Here is a 13,734-nt window from a genome sequence, read left to right as displayed (position 1 = left end):
AGGAATCACACATGGGCTTTCTCGCCGGCAAACGCATCCTGGTCACCGGGGTGCTTTCCAACCGCTCCATCGCCTACGGCATCGCGCGCGCCTGCCACCAACAGGGCGCCGAACTGGCCTTCACCTACGTCGGTGACCGCTTCAAGGACCGCGTGGCCGAATTCGCCGCCGAATTCGGCAGCGACATCGTGCTGCCCTGCGACGTCGCCGAAGACAGCCAGATCGAAGCCACCTTCACCGACCTGGCCAAGCGCTGGGACGGCCTGGACGGCCTGGTGCACTCGATCGGTTTCGCCCCGCGCGAAGCCATCGCCGGCAACTTCCTGGACGGCCTGTCGCGCGAAGGCTTCCGCATCGCCCACGACATCTCGGCCTACAGTTTCGCCGCCATGGCCAAGGCCGCGCTGCCGCTGATGGAAGGCCGCAACGGCTCGGTGCTGACGCTGACCTACCTGGGCGCCGAACGCGTGGTGCCCAACTACAACACCATGGGCCTGGCCAAGGCCTCGCTCGAAGCCAGCGTGCGCTACCTGGCCACCGCGCTGGGCCCGCGCGGCATCCGCGCCAACGGCATCTCGGCCGGCCCGATCAAGACGCTGGCCGCCAGCGGCATCAAGGACTTCTCGGCCATCCTGAAGTTCGTCGAGGCCCAGGCGCCGCTGCGCCGCAACGTCACCATCGATGACGTCGGCAACGTCGCCGCGTTCATGCTGTCGGACCTGGCCGCCGGCGTCACGGGTGAAATCACCCACGTGGACGCCGGTTTCTCGACCATCGTCCCGGGCATGGAAGAGTAATTCGACTGACCGGCCGGGCGCCCTGCCCGGCCGCCTTCCCGCGCCAGGCGGTTCATCCGCCCGGCGGCCGATCCCTCAGGCCGGCCGCACGATCAGCGTGGATACCTGCACGTCCACCGCCGTCATCAGCTTGTGGATCGGGCATTTCTCGGCCACGGCCAGCAATTCGTCGATCTGCGCGTCCGACAGTTCGCCATGCAGCGTCAGCTTGGCGGTCAGGCGATAGACGCCCTTGCGTTCCTCACTGGCATCGCGCACCACGTCCACCCCCACCGATTCCAGCGGCAGTCCCTTGCGCTGCGCGTAGACCATCAACGTCATGGCCTTGCAGCCGCCCAGCGCCGTGTCGAAGTAATCGTGCGGATCGGGGCCGGCGCCTTGCGGCTGCGGCATGTCCAGCGGCAAGTCGTGGCCTTCGGCCGTGGCGGTGAATTGCAGGGTCTTGGGCGCGTTCTGGCGCACGTGGATAGTCATGGGCGGAATTCCTCGCGTTGCGGGCGGCGCGCATGGCCGCCCCACCCCAGGTTGTAGCATCCGACGCCGCCGCCCCGGTCCGGCGCAACATCCATTTCTGACTGTAAGCTGAACTTCCTGCAGAGATGGCGGTCGCATATTCCTGTCCGCAAGAGGATTGCATTCACCAGGAAACCCGCATGAGCGCCAGACAACTTCTAGACCAATTGCTGCAATCCGGCCAGGGCCTGTTGGCCGACGCCGGTTCGAAAGTGCAGACCGCCACCGGCGGCAAGGGGGGCTCGTTCCTGACCGGCCTGGGCGGCGGCGCCCTGGGCGCCGGCGCGCTGGGGCTGCTGCTGGGCAGCAAGAAGGCCCGCAAGATCGGCGGCAAGGTCGCCATGTACGGCGGGATGGCCGCGCTTGGCGCCCTGGCCTACCGCGCCTACGGCGACTGGCAGCGCAATCAGGCCGGCGCGCCCGCCGCGCCGCCGCAGACGCTGGATCGCCTGCCGCCCCCCGAGGCCGAGCAGCACAGCAGCGCGGTGCTGACCGCGATGATCGGCGCGGCCAAGGCCGACGGCCATATCGGGCCGGAAGAACGTTCGCTGCTGGAAACCGAGATGGCCAAGCTGTCCGGCGACGCGCAGGACCAGCGCTGGCTCGAGGCCGAACTGGCGCGTCCGCTCGATCCCGCCCAGATCGCGCAATCGGCCAGGACGCCGGAGATGGCGGCCGAGATGTATCTGGCCAGCCTGCTGGTGGTGGACGAGGAGAGCTACATGGAACGCGCCTACCTGGACGAACTGGCGCGCCAGCTCAAGCTGCAGCCGGGCCTGAAGGAACAGTTGGAGCAACACGCGCGCGCGGCCGCCTGACGGCGCCGCCTCGCCTCGACGCGGGACGGGGCAAGCGGCCAGGCCGCCTGCCCCGCGGTTTTTTCTTGCCCGTCAGTCGGCGCGCAATCCGATCGCATTGGTCAGCGCCGTATAGCGGTCGATGTCGGCATTGATCATGTCCTGGAACGCGCGCGGCGAACTGGTCGCGGGCGTGAAACCCTGTTCGCGCAACGCCGCCTGCACGTCGGGCCGCGACATGATGCGCGTCAGCGTGGCATTCAGCTTGGCCACCACCGCCGGCGGCGTGGCGGCCGGCGCCAGCAGGCCGTGCCACTGGTCCAGCGCGTAGCCGCTCACGCCCTGCTCGGCCACCGTCGGCACCGCCGGCAACAGGGGCGAGCGCTGCGGCGAGGTGACCGCCAGCGCGCGCAATCTGCCCGCGGCGATCAGGGGCGCGGCACTGGAAGCGGTGACCACGCCCACGCCGACCTGACCGGACGCGACGTCGGTCAGGGCCGGCCCGCAACCCTTGTAGGGCACGTGCTGCAACGATGCGCCGCTGGCTCGCGCCAGCATTTCACCGGCCAGGTGCTGCGGCGTGCCATTGCCGCACGAGGCGAACGCCAGCGGCCGTTCGGGCCGCGCGGCGTTGAGCGCGTCATCCAGCGTGCGCAGCGGCGACGCCGCCGGCACCACGAATACGGACGGCACGAAGGCCACATTGATCACCGCCGCGAAATCGCGCCTGGGCGCAAAGCCCAGATTGCGGTAGACCCCGGGATTGATGGCGAACGAACTGTTGACCATCAGCAGCGTATAGCCGTCGGGCGGCGATTCGGCGACGATGCGGGCGCCGATGTTGCCGCTGGCGCCCGGCCGGTTCTCGACCACCACTGGCTGGCCGAACTGTTCCTGCAGGCTGGCGCCCAAACGCCGCGCCAACAGGTCGGTGCCGCCGCCGGGCGGAAATGTCACCACGATGGTGACCGGGCGGGTCGGATAGGTCGCGTCCGCCGGCGTGTCGCCCGAAGGCGGGTTACCGCAGGCGCCCAGCGCCAGGGCCAGCAGTAGCGGGGAAAATCGAAGCGCGCGTTTCATGATGCGTGTCCGTGACAGACGGCCGGTCTCAGGCGTCCAGGCCGATATCCAGCACCTTGGCGCTATGGGTCAGCCAACCCACCGCGATCTGGTCGACGCCGGTGGCGGCCACTTCGGCGGCGGTTTCGGGCGTGATGCGGCCGGAGGCTTCGGTGACGGCGCGGCCTCGCGCCATGGCAACCGCCTGGCGCAATTCGTCCAGGCTCATGTTGTCCAGCAGCACGACGTCCACGCCCAGGGCCAACGCGGTTTCCAGTTGCGCCAGGGTGTCCACTTCCAGTTCGATCCTGACCATGTGGCCGACGCCGGCGCGGGCCCGCCGCACCGCGGTCTCCACGTCGCCGGCCAGGGCGATGTGGTTGTCCTTGATCAGCACGGCATCGTCCAGACCGTAGCGGTGGTTGCTGCCGCCGCCCACGCGCACCGCGTACTTCTGCACCGCGCGCAGGCCCGGCAGGGTCTTGCGGGTGCAGGTGACACGGGCGCCGTAGCCGGCGATGGCGCGGGCGATCGAGGCCGTGGCCGTGGCCACGCCGCTGAGGTGGCAGAGAAAGTTCAGGGCCACCCGTTCGGCGCTGAGCATGGCGCGGGCATTGCCGCGCACGGTCGCGATTTCGGTGCCGGGCGCGAGTTCGGCGCCATCGCGCCGCGCCACGCGGAACTCGATGGCGGGGTCGAGCGCGCGGAACGCCAGGCGCGCCAGGTCCAGGCCGGCCAGCACGCCTTCCTGGCGCGCCACCAGGCGGGTCTGCGCCACCGCGTCGGCGGGCACGATGGCATCGGTGGTCAGGTCTCCGGCCCGTCCCAAGTCTTCGAGCAGGGCCGCGCGCACCAGCGGCTCCAGCATGACATCCGGCAGGGAGGGAACGGCCAAACGGGCGGCAGGCGCTTCAGCATTAATGCTCATTTTGAGTATTTTGTGATTAAAAAAAGGCGCGCACCAATTGCGCATGCACTTATGCTAAAGATGAGTATATAGCCTTGTCAAGCGTCACAGGCTGCGCGACAGCGGCAGCTTGCTGCCCGCGATGGCCCGCTCGAGCAGAACGTCGCGGCGGAAGCGGAACAATTTGGCGGGCCGGCCCGCCGTGCCCGTCGCCATTTCGCCGGTCTCTTCGACCAGCGCCTGCTGCTCGATCAGGCGGCGGAAGTTCTGCTTGTGCAGGCCGCGCCCCGCCAAAGCTTCGACCGCGTGCTGCAGCTGCAGCAGGGTGAATTGCGCCGGCATCAATTCGAACACCACCGGCCGGTACTTGATCTTGGCGCGCAGGCGCGCGATGCCGGTGGCCAGGATGCGGCGATGGTCGTGGCGCATCGGCTCGCCCGGCAACGGCGCGGCGCGCGCGTCCGGCTGGCGCCGCGCGGCCTCGGGCACCAGGCCGGCCTCGAACAGCAGTTCGTAGCGTTGCAGCACCATGTCTTCGTTCCAGGCCGCGCCATCGAGCCCGAAGGTGATGGCGACGCGCTGGCCACGGCGGCTGCGCGTGGCGGCATCGGCGGCGGCGTCGCACCAGGCCCGCAGGCGCGGCACGATCAGCTCGTCCACCAGCGCCGGCGTGTCCGCGCGCCGGTCTTCCCAGGGGAAATAGCGATACCAATCCTGCCAGCCGACCTGCGCCACGCCGGTCTCGCCGGCTTCGCGCGTCAAGCCCAGGTAGCTGACCGACATGACGCGCGCGCCCGACTCATCGGAGCGATCGCCGTCGGCGAACGTGTAGAGCTGCTCGACGTAGCCGAGCGGATGGTGCGTCTGCGCCTCGACCCACGCACGCAGGCCGGCCTGCAGCGATCGGTGCGACAGTTCGAACGGCCCCGCCGGCAAGGCCCGCGCGTCTTCGGTCGTCAGGACGCGCGGTTCGCCGTTGGTGACGGCGACCAGGACGGCAACGAGTTCGGCATGGACAGAGCGTTCGACGGATTCGGTCAAGGTAGATGGCTGGAAATGAGGGGAACCGGGCGCCGTGAGGCAAGGTCGCGAGCCACCGGGCGCGCCCTGTTTGGCGACACCGCGACGCGCTCGGCATTATAAGGGCCGGGCCCTGCAACAGCCCCTTGCAAACGTGACAACGCAAACGGCGCCGCGCGCCGCCAGCGGCCCTAAGATGGGGAGGAATACCCGGCGCGTCGCCATCCTGGGACGCCCGCAACCGGAGACGTCATCATGCTGAAAACCGTCATCGATTCCTCCGCCTCGAGCAAGCCGGAGTCGGCCGCCGACAAGGCCCCCGCCGTCGATCCCCGCAAGGGCACCGGTATCCTGCCGATGCCCGACCAGAGTCCCACGGTGGCAGGTATGCCGCGGCAGGGCCGCGCCATCGAGGCGCCGGGCGATCCCGGCGTCATCACCCCCGAGGACGATCTGCTCGATACCTCGCACGACAACCGCAAGCCGTGAGACGGCCTGCGCGCCCACCCAGGGCGCGCGCCGCTTCAGGCGACCTTGGCGACCGCTTCCTGGCGCGTGTCGACCACCGTCAGGATAGCCAGGAAACCGCTGATGTCGAACACTTCGCGCACGTGCGGCTGCATCGCGCACAACGCCAGCGCGCCCGCCCCCTGCTTGAGCCGCTTGGCCAGCACCAGCACCACGCGCAGCCCGGCGCTGGAGATGTAGTTCAGGTTCGACATATCGAGCACAAAGCGGCGCTCGCCCTTTTCCACATGCGACAACAGGTCCGCCTCGATACCCGCGGCGTTGCCGCTGTTGATCTGGCCTTCGGGCGAGACAACCAGCACTTCCCCGACTTTCTCGATTGCGAGATTCATAGTGGTTCCCGGAAATTGACCGGCGCCGCGGATCCCGGCGCTTGCGGACGGCGGCGCGATGCCGAGATGATACGCGAGGCGCCGGCGCGGCCAAACGCAAACTTCAAAACGCGCGCGCCATAGCCTGCCAATACGTCTGCCGATACGCCTGCCGATACGCCTGCCGGCCGCAATCGTGCATACTTCCACCTGCACGTGTACCCCTGAACGCAAGGCAACCATGCCCTCTCAGTCCGATACGCTTGATCTCGTCCCCGACGCCCGCGCCGTCGCTTCCGCCATCGAATGGCTCGAGGCCATTGCCGAGCGCGAGGGCTGGTCGCCGAAGCTGAGTTTTGGTCTGTCCTTGAGCCTGGACGAAGCGCTGACGAACATCGTTTCCTATGCCTTCGACGATCCCCTGCTCACCCCCGGTCCCGCCCATGTCCGCCTGGCCTGCCGCCAGGACGACGCGTGGATCTCGCTGGAGATAATCGACAATGGCCGGCCGTACGATCCCACCCTGACCCCGCCTCCCCCATTGGCCACTTCGCTCGATGACGCCGAAATCGGCGGCCACGGCGTGCGGCTGATGCAGCACTATCTGCACGACCTGCGCTACACGCGCGACGGCAACGAGAACCGCCTGACGCTCGTGATGCGCGCCGCGTGACTTCACCGGCGCGTCCAATGAAGACGCGCTATCGACAACTTGCAATGCATAGACAGAAAGTACCGAACAAAACCCGGTCATCTGTCACTCATGCATAGACTGCGCGCCGGTTGCGCGCAGCCCTCGCCCAGATGCCGCCCGTGAACGCTCCCTATCGTCCAGAAGGATTGCTTGCCCGCCCCTTGTATGCCCGCGTCGACGCGGCTGCCGTGGCCCACAACCTCGCCCGCCTGCGCGCGGCGCTGCCCACCACCGGCGCGCCCCGGCTGTGGGCCACGGTCAAGGCCGATGCCTACGGCCATGGCCTGGCAAGGGTGCTGCCGGCGTTGCGCGGCGCCGACGGCCTCGCGGTGCTGCACCTGGACGAAGCGCGCACCTGCCGCCGGCTGGGCTGGAAAGGCCCCGTGCTGGTCTATGGCGGCCTGTACTCGCCGGCCGACACGCTGTTGCTGGATACGCCGCAACTGCACCTGGTCATCACCCATCTCGCGCAACTGCACTGGCTGGCGCAAGCGCCGGCGGCCGAGCGGCCGGCGATCTGGCTGCGTTTTGCCGGCGATATCCACCACACCGGTTTCAGCGCCGAGGACTATCACGCCGCGTTCGAACTGGCGCGCGCGCTGGCCGCGCGTGGCGTGGTGGGCGAAGTCGGCCACCTGAACCACTATGCGCGCGCCGACGAAGCCGATGGCGTGGATCACGCCGACGCGCGCTTTCGCGCCCTCATCGACGGCCTGCCGGGCCCCGTTTCCACCAGCAATTCCGCCGCCGTGCTGGGCCATGCGGCGCGCGCGGCAACCACCCAATGGGTACGCCCCGGCCTGGCGCTCTATGGCGCCAGCCCGTTCGCCGACCGCGGCGCCGCGCAGCTCGGCCTGCTGCCGGCGATGTCGCTGCACTCGCAGGTGGTGGGCATCCAGCGCGTGCAGGCCGGCGCGGGCGTGGGCTACAGCGGCGCCTTCCTGGCGCCCACCGGCATGGACGTGGGCATCGTCACCTGCGGCTACGCCGATGGCTATCCGCGCCATGCGCCCACCGGCACGCCGGTGGTGGTGGCCGGCGTGCGCACGCGTCTGCTGGGGCGCGTCTCGATGGACATGATGGCGGTGGACCTGGGCCCCGTGCCACACGCCGCAATCGGCGCGCCCGTGACCCTGTGGGGCGCGGACGGCCTGCCGGTCGAGGAAGTGGCGATGGCCGCGGGCACCATCGCCGCCCAATTGCTCACGGGCCTGAGCGCACGCGTGCCGGTGGCGTTGGCGGGCGCGAGTCCGGCGCGCTGAATGACGGCGCCCCCGCACCGCGGCGCCACACTCCGCACCGCGGCGGCGCGCACCGCCCGCGGCCGTTCAGGCCGAGTCCTGGCGCGGCCTGGCCGGCGCGAACAGCAGGAACAACAGCGTCGCGCCCAGATAGATCACACCGGTCGCGGCCAGGCCCGCGCCCATGCCGGCCGCGCCGAACATGGCGCCGACCACCAGCGGGCCCGCCATCTGCCCGAGCTTGTCGGCGGCGCGCATGACGCTGGTGGCGCCCGCCGCGCCGTAGCGCTGCACCTGCGGCAAGGCCAGCATGTAGGGCGATTGCGAAGCGCCGGCAAAGCAACTGGCCAGCGCCAGCAGCAGCACCGCGGCGGCGGCGGCCAGCAGGCCGCTGTTGAAGTACAGCCCCAGCATGCCAAGGCTGCCCACCAGCCCGCCCAGCACGATCCAGCTTTTCTTGATGCGGCTGCGATCCACCACCCGGCCCATCAGCGGCCCGACGTAAATCACACACAGGCCATAGATCATCAGCACGCGGCCGATGCTGGACGCGGCCACGCCCTCGGCCTCCAGGTACAGCGGCAGCGCGAACGACAACAGGCCCACCTGCGCGATCGAGAACGGAATCACGCTGCCCACCAGCAGCAGGCCGAAGTCGCGCGTGAACAGCAGTTTCAAGGTATCCGAAAGATGGGCGCGGGCGCGCCCAGCGGCCTGTGCGGCCAGCTTGCGGCCGCGATCCATGTAGGGGCGCATCAGGATCAGCACGCCGGCCAGCGGCATCGCCAGCATCACGGCGCCCACCGCGAACACCGCGCGAAAGCCGACCTGCTCCATCAGCATTGCGCCGACCGCCGCGCCGGACAGGTGCCCCGCGAACAGGCCGGCGATCACGCCAGTCATGTTGCGGCCGCGATATTGCGGCGGGCTGCGGGTCACGATGAAGCCCTGCAGGCCCATCCAGGTCAGGCCATAACCCAGGCCCACCAGGCCGCGCGCGGCGCTGAACATCAGCAGGTTGGCGGCGGCCGCGCACGCCAGCATGCCGGCGGCGGACACGCCCAGGCCCGCCAGCACCGGCACCTGCCAGCCCTTGCGGTCGGTCAGGCGGCCGGCCAGCAGCGAGGTCAACAGGCCGCAGCCCATTTCCACCGAGATCGGCAAGGCCAGCAGCAGGTTGGCCGGCAATTCGAGACCGCCCGTCGGCAGGCTGCGCGCATACAGCGGCAGAAAGCCCAGCGGCAAGGCCCAGGCGAACAGGAAGCCGAACATCACGGGCCGCGCGATGCGTCCCACCTCGGACTCGTCATCCGGGCCGACACGACTGCCGTCGGGCAGCGTGGCGCGCGCGGCGAAGGCGCGGTTCATCAACAGCGCCAGCAGCAACAGCATTTCGATCGCGGCCACCAGGGCCACCGCGACCACCGTGACCGCGTCGAGCGCGCGGCTGCGCACCCCGGCGGCAATCACGTCGCTCGACAGGCGCAACACCAGGTCGCCATGGGCGCGGGGGTCGGCCAGCGCCGCGCCCAGCGGCAGCACCAGCGTCAGATCGTCGGCCCGCGGACGGGCCCGCGGCAGGCCCGACACATCAAGCGGACCGCGCGCATCGGCCCCGTAGAGGATGCGGCCATCGCGATCGGCCAGCTCGATCTGCGCCACCGCCGGAAAGGTGGCGGCCAGGCGCGTGAATGGCGCGTCCACGCCGCGCAGCCGGCCCACCTCCAGGCCATACCCGAGCACCCGGTTCAGGTCGCGTTGCAGGCCTTCGGCCAGCAGCCCCACGTTGTTGCGCGTCACGTCGAGCCAGCCGCTGCGGAAGGTGGAAATGGTGTAGGCGGCGTAGACGCCCTGCGCCAGCACCAGCGCCAGCAACGGCACCACGAAACGGGCCCGGCCGCCCGCGGCCAGCGAGGTCAGCGGCACGATGTACTTGAAGACCGCGGCCAGGCCCAGCCCCACCAGCACCGTCACCACCAGCAGCACCTGCAGGTTGTCGATGATCAGCTGGCGGCTGGCCTCGCCGTCCTTGGCCGCCGACAGCACCACGGCGCCCAGCGCCTTGCCGCCCGCGGCGGTCAGCGGCACGGCCACGGTAACGCGATCGTCGGCCACCGCGACCAGCGCGCCGGAGCCGCGCCGCGACAAGCCGGCCGCCGTGGCGCCGCCGCTGTCCAGCGTGCGCGCCAGCTGCGCCGCGTCGTCAGGCAGCTCACCCTGCGTCGCCAGGGCCTGGCCGTCGGCCAGCAGCACCGCCGCGCCCTGCAGGCCGCGCGAGCCCGCGACGCCGTCACGCAAGGTATCGCGCAGGCCGAAGAATTGTTCCAGCGGCTTGCCCAGGCGCAGGCCGTTTTCGATGTTGCCGGCCACGCGCCGCGCCACCACTTCGACGCGATCGGCGGTGGTGTCGACCACCAGCCGGTTCAAGGCGGACAGGCTGAGCGCGCCGATCAGCGCCTGCGCGAGCAACAGCACGGCCAGACAGGCCAGAGTGACTTCCAGTACCGGGCGGCGACGCAACCCATCGAGCACTATTTGTATTGGTTCGCTACGCATGGGGCCACGCCGCCGCAAAGTATTTACACACGGGCACTAATGGTATTTACAATTAATGCAAATTGCATCTTATTTCACGCCCTTACCTCACCCGCCCCCTATCGCCCCCATGTCGTTGCGCTCGCTCCGTAGCAAGATTTTTCTACTGGTCGTAGCGCTGCTTCTGGCGGTGGCGGCATTCGTGATGCTGACGTCGCAACGCAACGTCACGCGCACGGTGGTGAACAGCGAACGCCACGCCGTCAGCAACGTGATGGAGCTGGTGTTGCGCGACGCCGAGGCGCGCTGGGGCGCGCTGCTGGCCGACAAGATCTCGACCGTGCGCAGCGGCCGGCGCCAGCTGATGCAAAGCGGCACGGTGGTCGCGGCGGCGCTCAATGCCTACGCCGACCTGGCCGAGCGCGGCCTGGTGACGCCCGGCGCGGCCAAGGGCATGGCGCGCGCCTGGATCAACCGCCTCCGGCTGGACGACCGCCGCTACGCCTTCGTCTACGACGCCGACTTCCAGGTGCTGGCCAGCGGCAACCCCGACATGATCGACCGCGACCTGTCCACGCTGTCCGATTTCAAGAACCGGCCGCTGGCGCAGGCGCTGCTGGAAGAAAGCCGCACCTCGGGCTACGGCTTCGCCATCTACCGCTGGCCACCGTCCGCGCAGCGCGGCGATGGCGAAACGCGCTACGCCTATTTCGGCTATTTCCGGCCGTGGAACTGGGTGTTCGCCATTTCCGACAGCGCCCAGGACGTGATCGAGCAGATCGACACGCGCCGCGCGCAGCTGGAAAACTCGGTGCGCGACACCCTGTCGAAACTGACCCTGGCGCAGTCGGGCTTCATCTTCATCGCGGCCGATGACGGGCGCATGATTGTGCCGCCGCCCGAGGCCCGCGCCGGCCTGCTGGACGCCACCGACCAAGCCGGTGTAACCCTGCGCGCGCTGCTGGCGCGGCAGGACGCTGGCGGCAAGCTGCAAAGCCTGCGCTTCGAGGGCGGCGACGGCCCCTGGCAGATCGACAGCGCGCGCTTCGCGCCGCTGGGCTGGACCGTGGTGGCAGTGGTGCCCGAAAGCGACCTCACCGCGCCGGCGCAAGAGCTGCTGAACCGGCAGGCGCTGATCTTCGTGGGCATGATGCTGGTGGCGCTGGTGTGCGCCTGGCTGGTGGCGGCACGCATCGTGCGGCCGCTGGAAACCCTGACCCACTATGCCCGCCTGCTGCCCGAACAGGACCTGACCGCGCAGTCGAGCGTGCCGGCCCACATCGCCGCCTTGCCCGACAAACACAAGGACGAAGTCGGCCGGTTGGCGGCGTCGTTCCTGTTCATGGACCACAAGCTGCGCGAGAACATTGCCCGCCTGATGCGCGAGACCACCGCGCGCGAACGCTTCGAAAGCGAACTGAACATTGCCCGCGCGATCCAGCTCGGCCTGCTGCCGGTGCCGTTGTCGCCCATCACGCGCGAACAGATCGACCTGAACGCGGTAATGCTGCCGGCCAAGGAAGTGGGCGGCGACCTGTACGACTACTTCACGCTGCCCGACGGCCGGCTGTGCCTGGCCATCGGCGACGTGTCGGACAAGGGCGTGCCGGCGGCGTTGTTCATGGCGGTCACGCGCACCCTGATCCGCGCCACCGCCGAGGACGAGACCGACCCGGCGCTGATGATGCAGAAGATCAACAACCGCCTGTCCGAGAACAACCCGAACATGATGTTCGTCACGCTGCTGGTGGGCGTGCTCGACATGACCACGGGCGAACTCAAGTGGGCCAATGCCGGCCACCTGCCGCCGGCGGTGGTCGGCGCCGACGGCGTGGTGCGGCTGCTGGAAGGCCGCAGCGGTCCGGCCTGTGGCGTGCAGGAAAACCTGGAATACCGCTGCCTGTCGACGGTGCTGGCGCCCGGCGAAATGCTGGTGGGCTATACCGACGGCATCACCGAGGCCGTGAATCCGCAGAATGCGCAGTACGGCGACCCGCGCCTGCTGGCCGTGCTGTCCAACCCTCCCGTGCCGGCGGCCAGCCTGGCCAAGCGTCTGCTGGAAGACGTGCAGGCCTTCGCCGACGGCGCGGAACAATCCGATGACATCACCTTGATCGTGATCCGCCGCCCATGAAGACATCGCTGTCCACCCTCTTGATGAGCCTGGCCCTGCTGGCGCCCGCCGCCAGCCGCGCCCAGGCCGGGGCGGCGCCGTCCCCCACGGCCGCCACGTCCACGGCCGCCGCGCCGCAGGTATTCCCCACCAAGCCCGTGGCGCGCCCCGATGGCGGGAAATGGCGCATCGGCTATTTCGAAAGCGGCGACTACAGCGAATATCCACGCACGCTGCGCGTCACGGTCGACGGCCTGCAGAAGCTGGGCTGGATCACCGTGCCTGCCATTCCGGACGGCCTGAACGGCAGGCAGATGTGGGAGTACCTGGCGGACAACGCCCGCAGCGACACGCTGGAATTCGTGCGCGACGCCTGGTGGCAGCCCGGCAACTTCGACGCCGCCCAGCGGCCGGCGGTGCGCGCGGCGATCAAGCAGCGGCTGGAAGGCAAGAAAGACATCGACCTGATCATCGCCATGGGCACCTGGGCCGGCCAGGACATGGCGGCGATGGGCGCGCCGGTGCCCACCATCGTCGCCTCGACCAGCGACGCGGTCGGCGCCCGCATCACCCGTTCGGCGCAGGATAGCGGCCTGGACAACCTGCATGCCCGCGTCCAGCCCGAGCGCTATCAGCGCCAGGTGCGGCTGTTCCACGAGATCGTGCCGTTCAAGCGCCTCGGGCTGGTGTACGAGGACAGCCCGGAAGGCCGCACCTACAGCGCGGTCGACGCCGTCGAACAGGTGGCGCGCGAACAGGGTTTCAAGGTGCTCACCTGCAATGCGCCGTCCAACGGCATTGCGCAGGAGGCCGCCACCCGCAACGCGCTCGAGTGCTATGCCAGGCTGGCGCCGCAGATCGACGCCGCCTACGTCACCGTGCATCGCGGCGTGACGCCCGCGTCGATCGACACGGTCGCCGAGATCCTGCGCCAGGCCCGCGTGCCGAGCTTCTCGATGCTGGGCTCGGAGGAGGTCAAGCACGGGCTGCTGCTGAGCCTGGCCCAGGCCGACTACTCGTACGTGGGTCTGTTCTACGCGGAAACCATGGCGCGCATCTTCAACGGCGCCAAGGCGCGCGAACTGAGCCAGGTCTGGATCGATCCCGCCAAGATCGCCTTGAATCTGCAGACCGCGCGGGTCATCGGCTTCGACCCGCCGGTGGACATCCTGCTGGCGGCTGACGAGGTCTACGAAGCGCAGTGACGGCCTGACGGCGA

General features: G+C 69.4%; 13 protein-coding genes. 7 read left to right on the top strand and 6 right to left on the bottom strand.

Annotated features, from left to right (window positions below):
- The first annotated feature begins 11 nt into the window (after positions 1-11).
- Entirely contained in the window at positions 12-797 is a 786-nt protein-coding gene (gene fabI / locus HV742_RS15890; protein WP_006392868.1) for an enoyl-ACP reductase FabI, read from the top strand.
- A gap of 75 nt (positions 798-872) precedes the next feature.
- Here the strand turns inward: fabI and HV742_RS15885 are convergent, their stop codons facing one another.
- A complete protein-coding gene (locus HV742_RS15885; protein ID WP_049071273.1) occupies positions 873-1,271 on the bottom strand; it encodes an OsmC family protein in 399 nt (132 codons plus the stop codon).
- A gap of 179 nt (positions 1,272-1,450) precedes the next feature.
- On the opposite strand from HV742_RS15885, the gene HV742_RS15880 reads away from it, so the two are divergent.
- The gene (locus tag HV742_RS15880) at positions 1,451-2,128 is read left to right on the top strand and encodes a tellurite resistance TerB family protein (RefSeq protein ID WP_049071270.1); all 678 of its coding nucleotides are present in this window, start codon (positions 1,451-1,453) and stop codon (positions 2,126-2,128) included.
- A 72-nt stretch (positions 2,129-2,200) separates the two neighbouring features.
- Here the strand turns inward: HV742_RS15880 and HV742_RS15875 are convergent, their stop codons facing one another.
- From HV742_RS15875 to HV742_RS15865, 3 genes are all read right to left on the bottom strand, one after another.
- Positions 2,201-3,187 carry a tripartite tricarboxylate transporter substrate binding protein gene (locus HV742_RS15875; RefSeq protein ID WP_175145878.1) on the bottom strand — a complete coding sequence of 329 codons (987 nt, stop codon included), beginning with the start codon at positions 3,185-3,187 and terminating at the stop codon, positions 2,201-2,203.
- A 28-nt stretch (positions 3,188-3,215) separates the two neighbouring features.
- Positions 3,216-4,094 carry a carboxylating nicotinate-nucleotide diphosphorylase gene (gene nadC, locus HV742_RS15870; RefSeq protein WP_049071267.1) on the bottom strand — a complete coding sequence of 293 codons (879 nt, stop codon included), beginning with the start codon at positions 4,092-4,094 and terminating at the stop codon, positions 3,216-3,218.
- An 84-nt stretch (positions 4,095-4,178) separates the two neighbouring features.
- Positions 4,179-5,114: an NUDIX hydrolase gene (locus HV742_RS15865; RefSeq protein ID WP_175145877.1), complete on the bottom strand. Its 936-nt coding sequence runs from the start codon at positions 5,112-5,114 to the stop codon at positions 4,179-4,181.
- A gap of 234 nt (positions 5,115-5,348) precedes the next feature.
- On the opposite strand from HV742_RS15865, the gene HV742_RS15860 reads away from it, so the two are divergent.
- A complete protein-coding gene (locus HV742_RS15860; protein ID WP_175145876.1) occupies positions 5,349-5,582 on the top strand; it encodes a hypothetical protein in 234 nt (77 codons plus the stop codon).
- Positions 5,583-5,617: 35 nt separating this feature from the next.
- Here the strand turns inward: HV742_RS15860 and HV742_RS15855 are convergent, their stop codons facing one another.
- Complete coding sequence (locus tag HV742_RS15855) at positions 5,618-5,953, bottom strand: STAS domain-containing protein (protein ID WP_049071260.1); 336 nt, start codon at positions 5,951-5,953, stop codon at positions 5,618-5,620.
- 220 nt (positions 5,954-6,173) lie between these two features.
- Between HV742_RS15855 and HV742_RS15850 the strand changes: the two genes are divergently transcribed.
- The gene (locus HV742_RS15850) at positions 6,174-6,605 is read left to right on the top strand and encodes an ATP-binding protein (RefSeq protein WP_049071258.1); all 432 of its coding nucleotides are present in this window, start codon (positions 6,174-6,176) and stop codon (positions 6,603-6,605) included.
- 131 nt (positions 6,606-6,736) lie between these two features.
- On the top strand, positions 6,737-7,888 hold the full coding sequence (gene alr / locus HV742_RS15845) for an alanine racemase (RefSeq protein WP_175145875.1): 1,152 nt from the start codon (positions 6,737-6,739) through the stop codon (positions 7,886-7,888).
- 66 nt (positions 7,889-7,954) lie between these two features.
- Here alr and HV742_RS15840 read toward each other — a convergent pair whose 3' ends face one another.
- Entirely contained in the window at positions 7,955-10,423 is a 2,469-nt protein-coding gene (locus HV742_RS15840) for an MFS transporter (RefSeq protein ID WP_175145874.1), read from the bottom strand.
- Positions 10,424-10,532: 109 nt separating this feature from the next.
- Here HV742_RS15840 and HV742_RS15835 point away from each other — a divergent pair, with 109 nt between their 5' ends.
- Both HV742_RS15835 and HV742_RS15830 read left to right on the top strand, forming a co-directional pair.
- Positions 10,533-12,536 (top strand): SpoIIE family protein phosphatase, encoded by a 2,004-nt coding sequence (locus tag HV742_RS15835; RefSeq protein WP_175145873.1) that lies wholly within the window; start codon positions 10,533-10,535, stop codon positions 12,534-12,536.
- Complete coding sequence (locus HV742_RS15830) at positions 12,533-13,720, top strand: ABC transporter substrate-binding protein (RefSeq protein ID WP_175145872.1); 1,188 nt, start codon at positions 12,533-12,535, stop codon at positions 13,718-13,720. Before HV742_RS15835 ends, HV742_RS15830 begins: the two co-directional genes overlap by 4 nt.
- Positions 13,721-13,734: the final 14 nt, after the last annotated feature.

Source organism: Achromobacter ruhlandii, assembly GCF_902859695.1.
Taxonomy (GTDB): Bacteria; Pseudomonadota; Gammaproteobacteria; order Burkholderiales; family Burkholderiaceae_B; genus Achromobacter; species Achromobacter ruhlandii.
This window is presented reverse-complemented; position numbering and strand designations above follow the sequence as displayed.

Bases quoted from the DNA above. Each gene is read 5' to 3' on its own strand.
- HV742_RS15875 (WP_175145878.1), bottom strand. From the start codon at position 3,187: ATGAAACGCGCGCTTCGATTTTCCCCGCTACTGCTGGCCCTGGCGCTG.
- HV742_RS15830 (WP_175145872.1), top strand. From the start codon at position 12,533: ATGAAGACATCGCTGTCCACCCTCTTGATGAGCCTGGCCCTGCTGGCG.
- nadC (WP_049071267.1), bottom strand. From the start codon at position 4,094: ATGAGCATTAATGCTGAAGCGCCTGCCGCCCGTTTGGCCGTTCCCTCC.
- HV742_RS15855 (WP_049071260.1), bottom strand. From the start codon at position 5,953: ATGAATCTCGCAATCGAGAAAGTCGGGGAAGTGCTGGTTGTCTCGCCC.
- HV742_RS15840 (WP_175145874.1), bottom strand. From the start codon at position 10,423: ATGCGTAGCGAACCAATACAAATAGTGCTCGATGGGTTGCGTCGCCGC.
- HV742_RS15835 (WP_175145873.1), top strand. From the start codon at position 10,533: ATGTCGTTGCGCTCGCTCCGTAGCAAGATTTTTCTACTGGTCGTAGCG.
- fabI (WP_006392868.1), top strand. From the start codon at position 12: ATGGGCTTTCTCGCCGGCAAACGCATCCTGGTCACCGGGGTGCTTTCC.
- HV742_RS15885 (WP_049071273.1), bottom strand. From the start codon at position 1,271: ATGACTATCCACGTGCGCCAGAACGCGCCCAAGACCCTGCAATTCACC.
- HV742_RS15860 (WP_175145876.1), top strand. From the start codon at position 5,349: ATGCTGAAAACCGTCATCGATTCCTCCGCCTCGAGCAAGCCGGAGTCG.
- HV742_RS15850 (WP_049071258.1), top strand. From the start codon at position 6,174: ATGCCCTCTCAGTCCGATACGCTTGATCTCGTCCCCGACGCCCGCGCC.
- alr (WP_175145875.1), top strand. From the start codon at position 6,737: ATGCCGCCCGTGAACGCTCCCTATCGTCCAGAAGGATTGCTTGCCCGC.
- HV742_RS15880 (WP_049071270.1), top strand. From the start codon at position 1,451: ATGAGCGCCAGACAACTTCTAGACCAATTGCTGCAATCCGGCCAGGGC.